Raw genomic sequence first — 15,487 nt, forward strand, 5'->3', positions numbered from 1 at the left:
TCACCCCATGACACCTGTGACCCCGGCACCCGCCCCGCGCGGCATGTTCGGCACCGTCCTCGTCGCGAACCGGGGCGAGATCGCCCTGCGCGTCATCCACACGCTTCGCAGACTCGGCATCCGCTCCGTCGCGGTGTACAGCGACGCGGACGCGGGCGCGCGCCACGTCCGCGAGGCCGACGTCGCGGTACGGCTCGGCGGCGGCTACCTCGACATCGACCTCATTCTGGCCGCCGCGGAAGCGACCGGCGCCCAGGCCGTGCACCCCGGGTACGGCTTCCTGGCGGAGAACCCCGCCTTCGCCCGGCGGTGCGCCGAGGCCGGGCTGGTGTTCGTCGGCCCGCCGCCCGAGGCCATCGAGGCCATGGGCGACAAGATCCGTGCGAAGGCCACCGTCTCCGCCGCGGGCGTGCCCGTCGTCCCCGGCGGTGCGGAACCCGCGGACGACCTCGCCGAGGCCGCGAGGCGAGTCGGCTTCCCCGCGCTGATCAAGCCCTCCGCGGGCGGCGGCGGCAAGGGCATGGTGCTGGTGCGCTCCGCCGCGGAGCTGCCCGAGGCACTGGAGTCCGCCCGCCGTACCGCCGCCGCCGCGTTCGGCGACGCGACCCTGCTGATCGAGCGGTTCGTCGAGGGGCCCAGGCACATCGAGATCCAGGTGATGGCCGACACCCACGGCAACGTCATCCACCTGGGTGAGCGCGAGTGCAGCCTCCAGCGCCGCCACCAGAAGATCGTCGAGGAGGCCCCCTCCCCGCTGCTCGACGCGCAGGCCAGGGCGAGCATGGGCGCGGCCGCCGTCGAGGCCGCCAGGTCCGTCGGCTACACCGGCGCGGGGACGGTCGAGTTCATCGTGCAGGGCACGACCGGCGACTACTACTTCATGGAGATGAACACCAGGCTCCAGGTCGAGCACCCCGTCACCGAGCTGGTCACCGGCCTCGATCTGGTCGAGCTCCAGCTCAGAGTCGCCGCGGGTGAGCCCCTGCCGCTCACCCAGGACGAGGTACGGCTGCGCGGCCACGCCGTCGAGGCCCGCGTCTACGCCGAGGACCCCTCCCGAGGCTTCCTGCCGACCGGGGGCAGGGTGCTGGCGCTGCGCGAACCCGCCGACGTCCGGGTCGACTCCAGCCTGGCGGAGGGCGGGGTCGTCGGCAGCGACTACGACCCGATGCTGTCGAAGGTCGTCGCCTGGGGACCCGACAGGGCGAGCGCGCTGCGCAGGCTCGACGGGGCGCTCGCCGCCACGACCGTGCTGGGCGTGCCGACCAACATCGCCTTCCTGCGCGCGCTGGTCACCCACCCCGAGGTGGTCGCGGGAGACCTCGACACCGGCCTGGTCGAACGCCATCTGGACACCCTGGTCCCGCACGGAGGCGTCCCGGAGGACGTCCTGGCCGCGGCGGCGCTGCTGCTGCACCACGACCGGGTGCCCGCCGTACCGGCGGCGGCGGACCCGTGGGACGTGCCGGACGGCTGGCGTCTGGGCGAGGCCGCCTGGACCACCTGGCGTCTGGAGAGCCGCGACGGGGTCGCCGAGACCGGCGTGCGTGGGCTGCCCGCCGCGGGAGCCGAGGTCCGCCTGCCCGGCGGAGGGATCGCGCGGGCGAGACTGGAGCTGGACGGCGCCGACCTGCTGGTCACTCTGGACGGGGTCCGCAGACGCTACGCCTTCGCCAGGGACGGTCACGGCGGCCATGGCGACCACGGCGACACGGTCTGGCTCGGCCGCGACGGGGAGGCCTGGTCACTGACCCGCCACCACCTGGGCGACCCGGGCGACAGGGCGGGCGCGGGCGGCACCGGCGACGGTGTGGTCCGCAGCCCGATGCCGGGCACCGTCCTGCTGGTCAAGGTCGCCGCGGGGGAGCAGGTAGCGGAGGGCCAGCCGCTTCTCGTCGTCGAGGCCATGAAGATGGAGCACACCGTGACCGCGCCGGTCGCCGGAGTGGTCGCGGAGCTGCCGGTCAGAGCGGGCCAGGCGGTCGACATGGACGCCGTGCTCGCGGTCGTGCGGCGGGAGGAGGAGTCGTGATGCGGGAGCCGTACCGGGTCGTGGCGGCGGGGCTGCCGGAGCGGGTCACGGTCTACGAGGTCGGCCCGCGAGACGGGCTGCAGAACGAGTCGGTCGTGGTCCCCGTCGAGGTCAAGGCGGAGTTCATCGCCAGGCTCGCCGCCGCCGGGCACCGCGTGATCGAGGCGACCAGCTTCGTGCACCCCAAGTGGGTGCCCCAGCTCGCCGACGCCTCCGAGCTGCTGGCTGGGATGGAACGGGTTCCCGGCGTGCGTTACCCGGTGCTCGTGCCCAACGAGCGTGGCCTGGACCGGGCGCTGGAGCACGGCGTCCAGGAGATCGCGATCTTCGCCAGCGCTACCGAGACGTTCGCGGGCAAGAACCTGAACCGGACGCTGGAGTCGCAGTTCGAGATGTTCGAGCCGGTAGTCGCCAGGGCACTGGACCACGGCCTGCGCGTCAGGGCGTACGTGTCGATGTGCTTCGGCGACCCCTGGGAGGGGCCGACGCCCGTCGAGCAGGTGGTCGCCGTCGGGCGCAGGCTCCTCGACCTGGGCTGCTACGAGCTGTCGCTCGGCGACACCATCGGCGTCGGCACTCCGGGGCACGTGGCCGCTCTCATCGGGGCCTTCGGCGGGCCCGAGCAGCTCGCCGTGCACTTCCACGACACCTACGGCCAGGCCCTGGCCAACACCCTCGCCGCCCTCCGCGAGGGAGTGACCGTGGTCGACGCCTCGACCGGCGGCATCGGGGGCTGCCCGTACGCCGAGAGCGCCACCGGCAACCTCGCGACCGAGGACCTGGTGTGGATGCTGCACGGGCTCGGCGTCGAGACCGGGCTCGACCTGCCGTCGCTGGTGGAGACGAGCACCTGGCTGGCGGGCGAGCTCGGCCGCCCCAGCCCCTCCCGGGTCGTACAAGCCCTGGGACCCGCCCCGGCCACCGACACGAACGTCAAGGAGTGACGATGCCCAAGCTCGATGAGGAATACGAAGACCTCCGCAAGACCGTCGAGGCGTTCGCCCGCGACGTGGTGGCCCCGGTGATCGGGGACCTCTACGAGCGCGAGGAGTTTCCCTACGACATCGTGCGGCAGATGGGCGCGATGGGCCTGTTCGGGCTGCCGATCCCGGAGGAGTACGGCGGCATGGGCGGGGACTACTTCGCGCTCTGCCTGACCCTGGAGGAACTGGCGAGGGTCGACTCCAGCGTGTCCATCACCCTGGAGGCCGCGGTCTCGCTGGGCGCCATGCCGATCCACCGGTTCGGTACGGCCGAGCAGCGCGCGCAGTGGCTTCCCCGCCTCGCGTCCGGCGAGATGCTGGGCGCGTTCGGCCTGACCGAGCCGGGCGGCGGCACCGACGTGCCGGGCGGCATGCGGACCACGGCCGTGCTCGACGGCGACGAGTGGGTGATCAACGGCTCGAAGGCGTTCATCACCAACTCCGGCACCGACATCACCGGTGTCGTCGGCGTCGCCGCCATCACGGGCGAGCGCGAGGGCGGTAGGAAAGAAATCTCGACGATCCTGGTTCCCGCGGGAACGCCCGGCTTCACCGTCTCGAAGAAGTACTCCAAGGTCGGCTGGAACTGCTCCGACACCCGGGAGCTCTCCTTCACCGACTGCCGGGTCCCGGCGGCCAACCTCCTGGGTGAGCGCGGCCGGGGTTACGCGCAGTTCCTGCAGACCCTCGACGAGGGCCGCATCGCGATCGCCGCGCTCTCGACCGGTCTGGCCCAGGGCTGCGTGGACGAGTGCCTGCGCTACGTCCGCGAGCGCCAGGCGTTCGGCCACCCGATTGGCCATTACCAGGCCATCCAATTCAAGATCGCCGACATGGAGATCCGCACCCACACCGCCCGCCTGGCCTACTACCACGCCGCGGACAAGATGCTGGCGGGCGAGCCGTTCAAGAAGGAGGCGGCCATCGCCAAGCTCGTCGCCAGCGACGCGGCCATGGACAACGCCCGCGACGCCACCCAGATCTTCGGCGGCTACGGGTTCATGAACGAGTACCCCGTCGGCCGCTTCTACCGCGACGCCAAGATCCTGGAGATCGGCGAGGGCACCAGCGAGGTGCAGCGCATGCTCATCGCCCGCGAGCTGGGCCTGTCCGGCCTCTGAGGCACGTTCACGACAGGCGGCGGGCGGCCGTATCCGGACCGCTCGCCGCAAGGTCCGCCTCGGGCCGGCCCCGTTCCCACCTCCCAGCGCGGGGCATCCGCGATCTGAGAGCGGATGATCAGGCGGAGGCGGGGCGGCCCTTCTTCGTTTTCTTCCCGCCGGCCTTCCTGCCGTCTGCCCTCGCGGTGTCCGCCTTCCCGCCGGGTGCACCCTCGGGGGCCGCGGCCATCGCCGCCGTGGCCTTCGACATGATCCGCGTCATGGTCTCCAGCTCCTCCGGGGTCAGCTGGTCGATGAGGAACGCGCGGACGACGGCCACGTGGCCGGGCGCGGTCTTCTCAAGGCAGCGTGTGCCCTCGTCGGTGAGCACCGCCAGCACCCCCCGCTCGTCGGAGGGGCAGTCCGCCCGCTCGACGAGCCCTCGCTTCTCCAGCTGGCCGACCTGGTAGGTGAGCCCGCTCTTGGAGACGACCACCTTGCGCGCGAGGTCGGTCATCCGCAGCTGCCCGCCGGGGGAGGCGGAGAGCTTCGCGAGGATCTCGTAGTGGGCGTGGGTGAGCCCGGAGTCGGCTTTCAACTGCTCCTCGACACGGCGCTCCAGCAGGTGCGTCGCTCTGAGATAGGCCATCCAGGCGCCCAGTTCGCTCTCGGTCAACCATCTCGTATCAGCCACTTTTCCAGTGTATGTCTTGTTTGAATTTGAACCACCAACTATGGTGTGGTTCAAATTCGAACAAAAATGAGGAGCCCTCATGCTTTTGCTTGAGCGCATTAGGCCTATCGCCCTGCTACTGGCACGGATCGGCATCGGCGCGATCTTCCTCGTCCATGGCTGGCAGAAGTTCACGACGATGGGGATCGCCGGGACGACCGGGTTCTTCCAGCAGCTCGGCATCCCGCTGCCCGGCGTGGCGGCACCGGTCGTGGCCGTGGTCGAGGTCGTCGGCGGCATCGCCCTCATCCTGGGCGCCGCTCTGCCGATCGCCGGTGTCCTGCTCATCCTGGACATGCTCGGCGCGATCGTCTTCCTTCACTCGGCCAACGGGTTCGCGGTGGAGAAGGGTGGCTACGAGTTCGCCCTCTCCCTCATCGCGGGTCTCCTGGCCGTCGCCTTCAGCGGCGGCGGGCTGCTCGCCCTCGACGGCATCTGGCAGCGGAGGCAAGCCGAGACTGTCGCGGCGTAGCACGAGGGAGACGTGATGCCGGTTCACGTCTCCACGCCGGGTCGCCCTCGAGAAGGGGGTGGGAGCGACCCGGTCGCCGGTCACTCCGAGCCGAACCCAGGTGTCACCTCCCGTTCGATGGATCACGGGACCCGGACGGGCGACAATCGGCTCAACGACGGGAACGGAGTCTGCGGAACTGGGGGCCGGTGTGGGGTGGCTGCGGCGGATCACCGGTGATCTCAAGGCCCGGCAGAACATCGACGCCTACGCCCTGACCGCCGCCATCTTCTTCTTCGCCCTGCTGTCAATCTTCAGTGACGAGCTGGGCGCCAACCTCAGATGGGCCGCGCTCCTGTCAGGGGTGGGGCTGCTGATCTACCGCACGCTGTCGGAGGAGACCTCGGCACTGTCCCCGGGGATCCTGCACGACCGGTCGATCTACGACGCAGTCCCGATGTCGTCGCTGCTGGCCAACGTGCGCGATGTCCGGGTGTTCGCCCCCTCCGCGGTCAACCTGTTGTCGGCGCAGACCTGCGAGATCCTGCGCAACAGCGTCCTCGCGCGCAAGGACGGCAGCGTCAGGATCGTCATCCTCGACTTCCGCGAGGAGGCGGCAGTCCGGCAGGCGTCGAAACAGCTCGACGAGTCGCTCGAGTTTCCCGTCCAGCGGCTCCGCGCCGCGCTCGACAGCACGATGGAACGGCTCCGGCTCATGAGCCGCTGGAAGACCACGGGCACCTTCGACTACCGCCTGCTCTCCTACAGCCCGGGATTCAGCCTCGTGCTCCTCGACCCGGAGTCCCCGAAGGGCCGGGTGATCGTGGAGATTCACGGCTTCCATAACCCGTCGACCTCCTCTCGCATGCATCTGGAGCTGACGCGCGGGCGTGACGAGCGCTGGTACAGGTACTGGGTGGAGCAGTTCGACCACATCTGGGAGGCGGCGGTGGACGCCGGACCGGCTTCCGGGAGAGCCGCCGAGTCGGCCTCCGCCGACGTGGTGGAGGCCCGGGACTGATCGTCCCCGGGGAGAGCCGGTTCTCCCGCCCCGGCGTCACCGCCCGCTCTCGGCGCCACGCGCACGGATGTGTCCGGCGGTTCTCGCCGCGACGGCGGCGAAAGTCGCCCGTGGCATTCGTATCAGGCGACCACGCCTGCTGAAATCAGCCATTTTGTGCACGGGTGGTATTCGCTGGCCAAATCCGATGGCGGTGAATCCTTCGGCGCCGACTTCCCGCACGGGGTGCCCGATGTTCCGTGGCGATGTTATGCGACCCTCGGAAGAGGGTTACGGGGCGGGAGGGAGGCGGAGGGCGCGCCGATCCGGCCGTTCCCCCGGGTGGGCCGTGTGTTCGCACCTTGGAAGCTTGACTATTGAGGGAAAGTCGTGCGAGATAGAAAATGGCGCAAAGAGAGGTGTGCCTCATTTGCCAGAGAAGCCCTCATCGGAAATCCAGCCGACCGGAAACATGTTTCCGGCGACGCTCGACGTGGCCGCTTTGCTGGCTTCGGGATGGCGGCCTTTGGCTTTCCGGCAGTTCATCCTGAAGATCCACAGCAGGTGTGACCTCGCGTGCAGGCATTGCTACGTCTACGAGATGGCGGACCAGTCCTGGAAGGCCCAGCCGCGCCGTATGTCACATGCGGTGGTCGACCGTACGGCGAAGCGGATAGCGGAACACGCGCTTACGCACGAGCTGCCGGAGGTCGAGGTGATCCTCCACGGAGGGGAACCGCTTCTGGCGGGTCCGGAGCTCATCTCCCATGCGGTGCGCGTGATCAGGAGCGCCGCCGCCGACGTGGGGACCAGGGTCCGTGTCGGGGTGCAGACGAACGGGCTGCGCCTGAACGACGACTACCTGCGTCTTTTCGACAGCCTGGAGATCCGGGTCGGGGTGAGTCTGGACGGCGACGCCCAGGCCCACGACCGGCACCGGCGCCATGCCGACGGCAGGGGCAGCCACGCGGCCGTCACCGCCTCGCTGCGCAGGCTGGCCAGCGGCCCCTTCCACCACCTGTTCAGCGGTCTGCTGTGCACGATCGACGTCCGAAACGATCCGCTGACGACCTACGAGGCGCTCCTGGAGTTCGATCCGCCCGCCGTCGACTTCTTGCTGCCGCACGGTAACTGGGCCGCGCCGCCGCCTCTCCGGGAGCCGGGCTCGGCCGCCACGCCGTACGCCGACTGGCTGATCCCGATCTTCGACCGCTGGTACGGCCTGGCTGCGGGCGAGACGGAGGTCCGCCTGTTCCGTGAGATCGTGCGCCTGCTGACGGGGGGCGCCTCGCGCAGCGAGACGGTGGGACTCTCGCCCGTCCGGATGGTCGTCGTCGAGACAGACGGCAGCGTCGAGCAGTCCGACATCCTGAAGTCCAGCTACCACGGGGCGGCCGCGACCAGGCTGCACGTCCTGCGCGACTCGTTCGACACCGCGCTCCTCCACCCCGCCGTGGCCGCCAGGCAGATCGGCGAACTCGCGCTGGCCTCCGTGTGCCAGGCCTGTGACCTGCGCACCGTCTGTGGAGGTGGGCAGTACGCGCATCGGTACAGCACGACGGGTGGGTTTCTCGGGCCCTCGGTCTACTGCCCGGATCTCTACCACCTCATCACACACGTCCGCACGAGATTCGCGCGCGATGTCGCTCGGCTGAAGGGAAAGCGATGAAGCTGGTTCCCCGTGCGATGTCCCAGGAGACCTTTTTCGGAGTGGCCGCCGGGGGAGGGGGCGCCGGAGCCGTGGGCGAGCTGCGCGCGGCGCAGGCACTCAAGAACAGGCTGCTGGTCCGCGGTGTCGTCGTGGAGGCACGGCTGACCGGTCACGCTCATGCCGATCTCGCGGAGCGCGCGTATGGGCTCCTGGCGGAAATGGAGCGTCATGCGGCCGATGAGGTTCAGCGGGTGCTGGTGTATCCGGCGGTGGGCGCGTGGGCGTGGCGGGCCTACCGGTCGCTGATGGGGCACGCGGCGAAGGCCATCAGGGGAGACGCCGGGGACGCCGTGAGAGGCACCGCGGGAGGAACGGCCGGGCACATGGCCGAGGGCGTGGGCAGGGGGGGTGGGAAGGGCGGCGGGAAGGACACGGCCGTCGAGGATCCAGGCAGGCTGGGAGCGTTGGCCCTGGCGGTCGCGATCAGGTCCGGTGTCGCCTGTGCCGTCCAACTGCCCGTCAGCGACGGCACAATCATGCTGCCGTCCCTGGGGCGCGTGACCCTGCCCGATGTGCGGGGAGTGGTCGACGTCGGCGTGCGGCCGGACGGGGACGGAGCCAGGCTCGACGTCGCCGGGACGAGGCTCCGCGTCTCCGCCTCCGACGAGGTGGACGGCGACGGCTGGGAGCCTCTCCACCGGCTGCCCGCACCTGCGGGAGAGGGGCTGGTCATCGACGATCTCGACCCATACCGCTGGCCCGCCGCGCACGCCAGCCCGGTCTATGAGGGCGTGGAGCCGCGTCTGACCGACGAACAACGCCGCGTATGGCGCGTGTGCATGCGAGACGCCTGGCAGGTGCTGGGCGCGCATCATCGCACGGTCGCAGAGGAGGTGATCTCCGGCATACGGGTGTTCACCCCGATCACCGCCCCGGCCCGGGGTGAGAACAGCGCGTCCTCCCGGGAGACCTTCGGGGCCGTGGCGCTTTCTGAGCCTCGCAACGGCCTGCGGCTTGCCGCGACCCTGGCCCACGAGATGCAACACGCCAAGCTCACCGCGCTGATCGATCAGGTCGAGCTGACCCTGCCGGAGGCCGGCGGTCGCCACTACGCGCCGTGGAGGGATGACCCCCGTCCTGTCTACGGACTGCTGCAGGGCTCCTACGCCTATCTGGGCGTGGCCCGGTTCTGGGGACGCCAGCGCAGGGTCGAGCGCGGGGAGCCCGCGTTCCGCGCCGAGGTGGAGTTCGCCCGCTGGAGGGAGGGGGCCTACCTGGTCAGCGAGACGCTCATGAACAGCGGAGGGCTGAACGAACGCGGCGAGCGGTTCGTCCGGGAGATGCGGCGCACCCTCGAACGCCTGCTGTCGGAGCCGGTCGGCCGTGCCGCGGCGGCCCAGGCCAGGCTTGAGGCCGACCAGCACCTGGAGGCGTGGGTCAGGCGCAACCCCTGACCGGCGCACGCCCCTGGCCTCACCGGTTCTCCGCCCGGCCCCGCCTCACCTCTCATCCAGCCCCGGTCGCGGGTCAGATCGGCGGCGGGTCGAAGTCGCAATCGATGCGCCTGCCCTGGTGGGCGAGGAAGGCATCGGGGTGGGCGAACTCCAGGGGGCGTTCGTAACGGCGCATGGTGTCCGCACGCAGCAGCTCGGCCTCCTTCTCCGCCCCCGCCGCTCTCAGGTCGATGATGAGGTTGGACGCGCAGGAAAGCGTCAGGAAGTGGCTCTGCCCGAAGATCCTTCGCAGCCTGCCGAGGGTGTCCTCGCCCAGTTCGCGGGCGCGGGCGTTCTCGCCGGTGACCGCCAGGTCCGTCTGGAGGTTGATGGAGCAGGCCAGGGTGTAGTGGTGATTCCGGCTGATCCTGGTGGCCAGACCTCTCAGGACCTCTTCGTTCAGGCCCCTCGCCGTCCCGGGATCGCCCATGAGTCTGTGCAGGACCGCGAGGTTTCCCCGGCAGGCATGGCTGTACGGATGGTCGGGGCCGAACACCTTGGGATAGCGGGGCACGGTTTTCTCGGTTATGGCGAACGCCTCGTCGATCTCTCCGCCCGTTCGCAGGGCGTTGGAGAGGTTGACGGCGGCGGCCATCGTGTCGGGGTGCTCGTCTCCGAAAAGCCGCTGAAGCCGGGTGTGCGTCTCGCGCGCGAGGCTGATCGCCTCGTCGACCTCCCCCGACCTGCGCTTGGCGATGGACAGGTCCTTGGCCGTCAGCAGCGTGATGTGGTGGTCGAGCGTCAGCTCCTGCAGGCCGTAGGCATAGGCCTCCTCGCCCAGGTCGCAGGCCTCGCTGTAGTCGCCGCAGAGCCGGACGGTCCTGGCGAGGCTGTTCCAGGATGTCAGCACCGCGGCGCCGCCGATGCCGACCGCGTCACTCTGCTCTAGGTAGGTCTCCTTGTGGAGTCTCCGCGCCGTCATGTAGTCACTGGTGAGGGCGTAGTCGTGAGCCAGGTTGTTCTTGACGCGCAGGGTGGAGGCGTCGGTGAGGCCGAAGATCCGCTCGTGGGCCTCCATGGACTGGTCGTCCAGCTTGCGGGCGGCGAGGAAGTCGCCACGGGCGCGCAGGTCGGCTCCGTAGCCGTTGGTCGTCTGCAGAGTCTCGGCGTGGTCGGGACCGAACACCTCGTGCATCTCGTCGAGGGTTCGTTTGTCGACGTCGTACGCCTCGCCGTACTGACCGAGCGCGCGCAGGACGTTGCCCAGGTGTTTCGAGGCGACCAGCACGTCCGGATGGCGCGCCCCGCCGATCTTCGCCCACTTGTCGATGAAGTCCTTCAGGAAGGTGCGGGCCGACTGGTAGTTCCCCGCCACGTACAGGTAACGGACGATGTCGAGCGCGAACTTGCGAACCCCGGGGTCTGAGGAACTACCCAGGTCCGAGGGCCTGACATGGGCCACCAACTCCTCGAACTCACGCCACTTTCCCGGGGAGTCGGGATCGGTGGGGGCGCCGCCCGCCAGCAGCACGTGAACCTCGTGGCGCACCTCCAGCTGGTCGGCCTCCGGTAGGTCGTCGCGTAGCAGCGCCTGGACCAGGCGATGCACCTGGATCGTGCGGGTGGTCGGATCGATCCTGGCCAGCGCGAAGCGCCTGAGCTCGCTCAGGACCTTGGCCAGCAGGATGGGGTCGGACAGGATCGCACTCAGCCGGGGGACGAAGGCCTTGTTGCCCCTGCGGAAGACGTCACGCGGGATGGGCTCGGGGCCGAAGAACGCGCAGCACTGCAGGACCTTGATCGCCTCGGGAAGGCGGTCCTCCAGGAGCGAGACCGAAACCCGCCACGCGGCGGTCATTGACAGTGGATACCCCGATGCCTTGTTCGCGCCCAGCAGCCTGCTCGTCTGCTCCTCGAGCAGGTGGAGATACTCATCGACCGACATCCCCGTCTCGTACTGCAGCGCCCCCGCCTGCTCCAGCGCGAGCGGCAGGTCTCCGAGTTGCTCGGCGAGGCGTGAGGAGTCCTCGTCCGAGACCTCCCCGCGCAGACGCTTCTTCAGGAACGTCACGCTCTCCTCGCGATGGAAGACGTCGACCTGGAGGGTCTCGAAGTGGTCCTCCCACTTGGGGTTGCGCGAGGTGATCAGGACGTGGCCGGGGCCGCGCGGGATGAACTCCTCGACGTGGCCCGGCTCCTCCGCGTTGTCGAAGATCAGCAGCCAGCGGCGGTAGGGGTCGCCGTTCTGCAGCGACTTGCGCACGGACTCCGCCGCGTCCTCGACACCGGTGGCGGAGGCGGGGGGCAACCCTAGGTACGGGGCCATCGCCGCGAGCGCCGACGGCACCAGGACGCGCTGGTCCGCGGGGATCCACCATACGAGGTCGTAGTGCGACCGGTAGCGCCAGGCGTACTCGATGGCCAGGTGGGTCTTGCCGACGCCCCCCAGGCCCTGGAGCGCCTGCGGCTGGGGGACGACCGCCGTGACGGTGCTGATGCCCTGCCGAAGTCCGAGAAGGAGGTCTTCCCTGCCGGTGAAGTTCCTGTTTCTCGGCGGCACCTTCTCCCAGACCTCGGGCTGCCGCTCCGGCACTGCGTTCGTCGCGTGTGAAAGCTCCGTCACTCCGGCCTCCCCTTTCAGGTCAAAGGGATTATGAGGCCATACTAGAGGTTGATTCGAAGGGGCGCGTATTACAGAATCACATAGAATGTCAAACACAGACCACGGAGGATTCGCCGGCAAAGGGACGCGGCCTTCGGTGTTTTGGGTCGGCCGGAATCCCGGTGCCCGATGCGTTGGTTAAGGGAGCATGTATGCATGATATCGAGTCGGGACAGATCAGTCTTGATGTCCGTGATCTCTCCCTTGAAGCGCTTCAAGGGGTCGAGGACGGTCTGTTGCGCAGGGTGCTCGAGTGGTTCGCCAAAGACTCGGGCGAGCCGGTGGCAGGATTCCAGAGCTCGATCTGAGCGGTCGTCCCGCTGTTTCCGGAAAACGGCGGCGGAAAAGTGACCGCGAAGCGTCCCGGCGCCCTCTCGCCTTCCCCGGTCCCGAGGGGGCGCCACCGGCGGCCGGGGGTTGACCCTGCCGCCGGGTGCGCCAATAGAGTCGTACGCCTTCGGGTCCGCGAGGCGGCCGGGCCCCCGGTCCGTGAGGTGGTGTCCTGCGTGCACGACATGGGGGACGCGGAGTGGGAGCGGCTGATCGACCAGCTCGTCAGCGGGGACTGCACGCCCTTCCTGGGGGCCGGCGCCTGCGCCGGCACCCTCCCCACCGGGGCGATGCTGAGTCGGGAAATGGCCAGGCAGTCGGGCTACCCCTTCGACGACGATCACAACCTTGCGAAGGTGGCGCAGTTCGCGGCGATGAAGTACGGCGAATCCATCTACATCAAGAGACGGATCTGCAAAGCACTCGGCGCGGGTGGGGTCCCGGACTTCCTGGACCCGCTGGAGCCGCACGCGCTGCTCGCCGATTTCCCGCTGCCGGTGTATCTGACGACGAACTACGACGATTTCATCTTTCGATCGCTTAAAGCTGTCGGAAAAAACCCAAATGTCGCTATATGTCCCTGGAACAGGGGGCTGGCCTATGCGGATGATCTTTTCGGCAGCGAGGCGGGATGGAATCCGAAGCCCGACGCGCCGCTCATCTATCACCTGCATGGAAACCTGCAGGATCCGGCGTCGATCGTCCTGGCGGAGGACGACTATATCGAGTTCCTCACCAACCTCGCCGTGGACGGCGTCGCGGAAAGCCAGAGAATGCTTCCCGCCTCGATTCTCGCGGCGCTGACCAGAAGGCCCCTTCTCTTCATCGGCTACAGTCTCCAGGACTGGACGTTTCGCGTCTTCTTCTACGGCCTGCTGAAAGCGGTTCCCGGGATCAACCGCCGGAGGCACGTGAGCGTTCAGCTCGCCCCCTCCCTGGCGCGTACCCGGATGGACGTCCAGCAGGTCCAGAACGATCTGGCCAGATACTACGAGGGCTGGCGGATCTCGATCTTCTGGGGAACGGCCGAGGAGTTCTGCCGCGAGCTGCGGCGACGGATGGGATCGGTGTCGTGACCCCCGGCGCCCCTCACCCGGGCCTTCCTTCGGAGGCGGCCGATCAGCCCTATGTCGGCCTGCGGGCGTTCCGGAGGGAGGACGACTCCAAGTTCTTCGGCCGGGCCAGGGAGTCCCACGAGGTCTCCGACCTGTGGCAGGCCAACCGGCTGACCGTCCTGTACGGGCCGTCCGGCGTGGGCAAGACCTCGCTGATCCAGGCCGGAGTCCTTCCGCTGCTGGATCCAAACAAAACGGATATCCTCCCGATCGGCCGGGTCTCACACGGCTCGGCCTTTCCCTCCGCCGCGCTCTCGCAGCACAACCCGCACGTCTTCGCCCTGCTGTCCTCATGGTCCCCCGAGGAGACGCCGACCCGGCTGGCCGGTCTCACGCTCCGCGAGTTCCTGCGGCGGCGCCCGCCGCGCCAGGATCCCTACGGCGATCCGGTGCTCACCCTGGCCGCGATCGACCAGGCGGAGGAGCTGTTCCGGGATTTCGCCCATCGCCAGTCGTACCGCGAGTCGTTCATCGGCCAGCTCGCCGAGGCGCTGGACGACAACCCCAACCTGCGCCTGCTCATCTCGATCCGGGAGGACTACCTCGCCGCCGTTCTTCCCTATGAGCCGAAGCTGGCGGGCATGGCCAGAAGCCGGTTCTCGCTGGCCGCGCTCGACGTGGTCTCGGCGGTGCGGGCGACCGAGGGACCCCTGGAGGGCACAGCGCGCTCCTTCGCCACCGGCGCGGCGCGCTGCCTGGTCGACGACCTTCGTATGATCAAGGTGAGCACGGTTCTCGGCGACGAGGTCGTCGTCGAAGTCAAGACGGTCGAACCGGTCCAGCTGCAGGTCGTCTGCTCGGCGATGTGGCACTCTCTGCCCGAGGACGTACGCGTCATCTCCGCCGACCACGTCCGCCGGTTCGCCAACGCCGACCGATCCCTCACCGACTTCTCGGAGCGGATGATCGCGGAGGTGGCCCGGGACCACTTCGACGGCGACGTCGCCGGGCTCAGGGGCTGGCTGCGCCGTAACTTCATCACCGAGCTTGGCACGCGTGAGATCGTCTACCAAGGGGAGACCGTCACCGCGGGGGTGTCCAACTCCGTGGTCAGGGCGCTGGTGGACCGCCATGTCCTACGCGAGGACATCAGGGCGGGCACGCGGTGGTGCGAGCTGTCCCACGAGCGCCTCATCCAGCCGATCCTGCAGAGCGATAGCGGCGCGGCGTACGTGGACGGCCGGACCGAGCCCGGCGAGTACCTCCGCGCGGCCGAGCGCTCCCTGCGTGACGGCGAGTTCAGGCTCGCGGCGAAACAGGCAGAGGAGGCCCTGGAACGGAGCGGGGACAATACCCGGCTCCGCGCGGAGATCGAGTCCTTTCTGGGCAACGTCGCGCACAAGCGCGAGGACTTCGACAAGGCGGTCTCGCACTACCGCACCGCCGCCGTCCTCTTCGAGACGCTGGGGGCGACCTCCGCCGTCGGCAGGTTGCTGGCGGGGATCGGACGGCTGCGGCTGGCCCAGGGACGCCCCGCCGTCGCGGTCAGGGAACTGCACTCCGCGATAAGCCGGGTTCCCAACGACATGAGCATCCAGACCGAGCTCGCCTGGGCGCTGTGGTACGGCGGCCACCCCGAGGCGGCGAAGGACGTTCTCGACGACGTGCTCGCCAGGGAGGGAAACCTCACGGAGGCGTTGCGGGCGCGAGGTGAGATTCTCGCCGACCTCGGACGCGCGCAGGCGGCGCTGCGAGACCTGGACCGGGCCAGGCCGCTGCAATGGCCGTCCACCCGTGCCGCGCACGCCCTCGCGTTGGCGTCCGTCCGGCGCTTCGCGGAGGCGGAACGAGAGATCACCGCGGTGCTGGCCGAAGCGGGGGATCACGGCCCCGTGCTGCTCTATGCGGCCAGGCTCAAGGCGCTGGCCGGTGACCGCGCCTCCGCCGTGGAGCTGGCCCGGCTGGCCAAGAGGGCCGTGGCTCCGGCGTTGCCCGCGCACATGGGGCCGGAGGCCGATCGCCTGATCGGGCCGGCTTGATCACGGGTGGCCCGGGCC

The 15,487-nt window shown here is 69.3% G+C and carries 12 protein-coding genes; 10 read left to right on the forward strand and 2 right to left on the reverse strand.

The window, feature by feature from the left end; genetic code table 11:
- The first annotated feature begins 7 nt into the window (after nt 1-7).
- From AB0395_RS13680 to AB0395_RS13690, 3 genes are read left to right on the forward strand one after another with little or no spacing between them, the layout of a single operon-like run.
- A complete protein-coding gene (locus tag AB0395_RS13680; protein ID WP_366280433.1) occupies nt 8-2,032 on the forward strand; it encodes a biotin carboxylase N-terminal domain-containing protein in 2,025 nt (674 codons plus the stop codon).
- On the forward strand, nt 2,032-2,976 hold the full coding sequence (locus tag AB0395_RS13685) for a hydroxymethylglutaryl-CoA lyase (protein ID WP_366280593.1): 945 nt from the start codon (nt 2,032-2,034) through the stop codon (nt 2,974-2,976). Before AB0395_RS13680 ends, AB0395_RS13685 begins: the two co-directional genes overlap by 1 nt.
- Nucleotides 2,973-4,136 (forward strand): acyl-CoA dehydrogenase family protein, encoded by a 1,164-nt coding sequence (locus tag AB0395_RS13690; RefSeq protein ID WP_366280435.1) that lies wholly within the window; start codon nt 2,973-2,975, stop codon nt 4,134-4,136. Before AB0395_RS13685 ends, AB0395_RS13690 begins: the two co-directional genes overlap by 4 nt.
- 118 nt (nt 4,137-4,254) lie before the next feature.
- Here the strand turns inward: AB0395_RS13690 and AB0395_RS13695 are convergent, their stop codons facing one another.
- Entirely contained in the window at nt 4,255-4,809 is a 555-nt protein-coding gene (locus tag AB0395_RS13695) for a MarR family transcriptional regulator (protein ID WP_366280437.1), read from the reverse strand.
- A 79-nt stretch (nt 4,810-4,888) separates the two neighbouring features.
- Between AB0395_RS13695 and AB0395_RS13700 the strand changes: the two genes are divergently transcribed.
- The 4 genes from AB0395_RS13700 to AB0395_RS13715 all read left to right on the forward strand — a co-directional run bounded on the left by AB0395_RS13700 (nt 4,889) and on the right by AB0395_RS13715 (nt 9,404).
- The gene (locus AB0395_RS13700; protein ID WP_366280439.1) at nt 4,889-5,320 is read left to right on the forward strand and encodes a DoxX family protein; all 432 of its coding nucleotides are present in this window, start codon (nt 4,889-4,891) and stop codon (nt 5,318-5,320) included.
- Nucleotides 5,321-5,510: 190 nt separating this feature from the next.
- A complete protein-coding gene (locus AB0395_RS13705; RefSeq protein WP_366280440.1) occupies nt 5,511-6,320 on the forward strand; it encodes a hypothetical protein in 810 nt (269 codons plus the stop codon).
- 505 nt (nt 6,321-6,825) lie between these two features.
- A complete protein-coding gene (locus AB0395_RS13710) occupies nt 6,826-7,968 on the forward strand; it encodes an FxsB family cyclophane-forming radical SAM/SPASM peptide maturase (protein WP_366280441.1) in 1,143 nt (380 codons plus the stop codon).
- Nucleotides 7,965-9,404: an HEXXH motif domain-containing protein gene (locus tag AB0395_RS13715; protein ID WP_366280442.1), complete on the forward strand. Its 1,440-nt coding sequence runs from the start codon at nt 7,965-7,967 to the stop codon at nt 9,402-9,404. Before AB0395_RS13710 ends, AB0395_RS13715 begins: the two co-directional genes overlap by 4 nt.
- Nucleotides 9,405-9,477: 73 nt before the next feature.
- Here AB0395_RS13715 and fxsT read toward each other — a convergent pair whose 3' ends face one another.
- Nucleotides 9,478-12,006, reverse strand: a complete 2,529-nt coding sequence (gene fxsT, locus AB0395_RS13720) for an FxSxx-COOH system tetratricopeptide repeat protein (RefSeq protein ID WP_366280444.1) — start codon at nt 12,004-12,006, stop codon at nt 9,478-9,480.
- Nucleotides 12,007-12,197: 191 nt separating this feature from the next.
- Between fxsT and fxsA the strand changes: the two genes are divergently transcribed.
- From fxsA to AB0395_RS13735, 3 genes are all read left to right on the forward strand, one after another.
- A complete protein-coding gene (gene fxsA / locus AB0395_RS13725; RefSeq protein WP_366280445.1) occupies nt 12,198-12,353 on the forward strand; it encodes an FxSxx-COOH cyclophane-containing RiPP peptide in 156 nt (51 codons plus the stop codon).
- A gap of 207 nt (nt 12,354-12,560) precedes the next feature.
- The gene (locus AB0395_RS13730) at nt 12,561-13,451 is read left to right on the forward strand and encodes an SIR2 family protein (RefSeq protein WP_366280594.1); all 891 of its coding nucleotides are present in this window, start codon (nt 12,561-12,563) and stop codon (nt 13,449-13,451) included.
- Entirely contained in the window at nt 13,448-15,469 is a 2,022-nt protein-coding gene (locus AB0395_RS13735) for a hypothetical protein (protein WP_366280446.1), read from the forward strand. Before AB0395_RS13730 ends, AB0395_RS13735 begins: the two co-directional genes overlap by 4 nt.
- Nucleotides 15,470-15,487 lie beyond the last annotated feature (18 nt).

This window comes from Streptosporangium sp. NPDC051023, from assembly GCF_040689595.1.
Lineage (GTDB): Bacteria > Actinomycetota > Actinomycetes > Streptosporangiales > Streptosporangiaceae > Streptosporangium.

Bases quoted from the DNA above. Each gene is read 5' to 3' on its own strand.
- AB0395_RS13680 (WP_366280433.1), top strand. From the start codon at position 8: ATGACACCTGTGACCCCGGCACCCGCCCCGCGCGGCATGTTCGGCACC.
- AB0395_RS13685 (WP_366280593.1), top strand. From the start codon at position 2,032: ATGCGGGAGCCGTACCGGGTCGTGGCGGCGGGGCTGCCGGAGCGGGTC.
- AB0395_RS13700 (WP_366280439.1), top strand. From the start codon at position 4,889: ATGCTTTTGCTTGAGCGCATTAGGCCTATCGCCCTGCTACTGGCACGG.
- AB0395_RS13715 (WP_366280442.1), top strand. From the start codon at position 7,965: ATGAAGCTGGTTCCCCGTGCGATGTCCCAGGAGACCTTTTTCGGAGTG.
- fxsA (WP_366280445.1), top strand. From the start codon at position 12,198: ATGCATGATATCGAGTCGGGACAGATCAGTCTTGATGTCCGTGATCTC.
- AB0395_RS13730 (WP_366280594.1), top strand. From the start codon at position 12,561: ATGGGGGACGCGGAGTGGGAGCGGCTGATCGACCAGCTCGTCAGCGGG.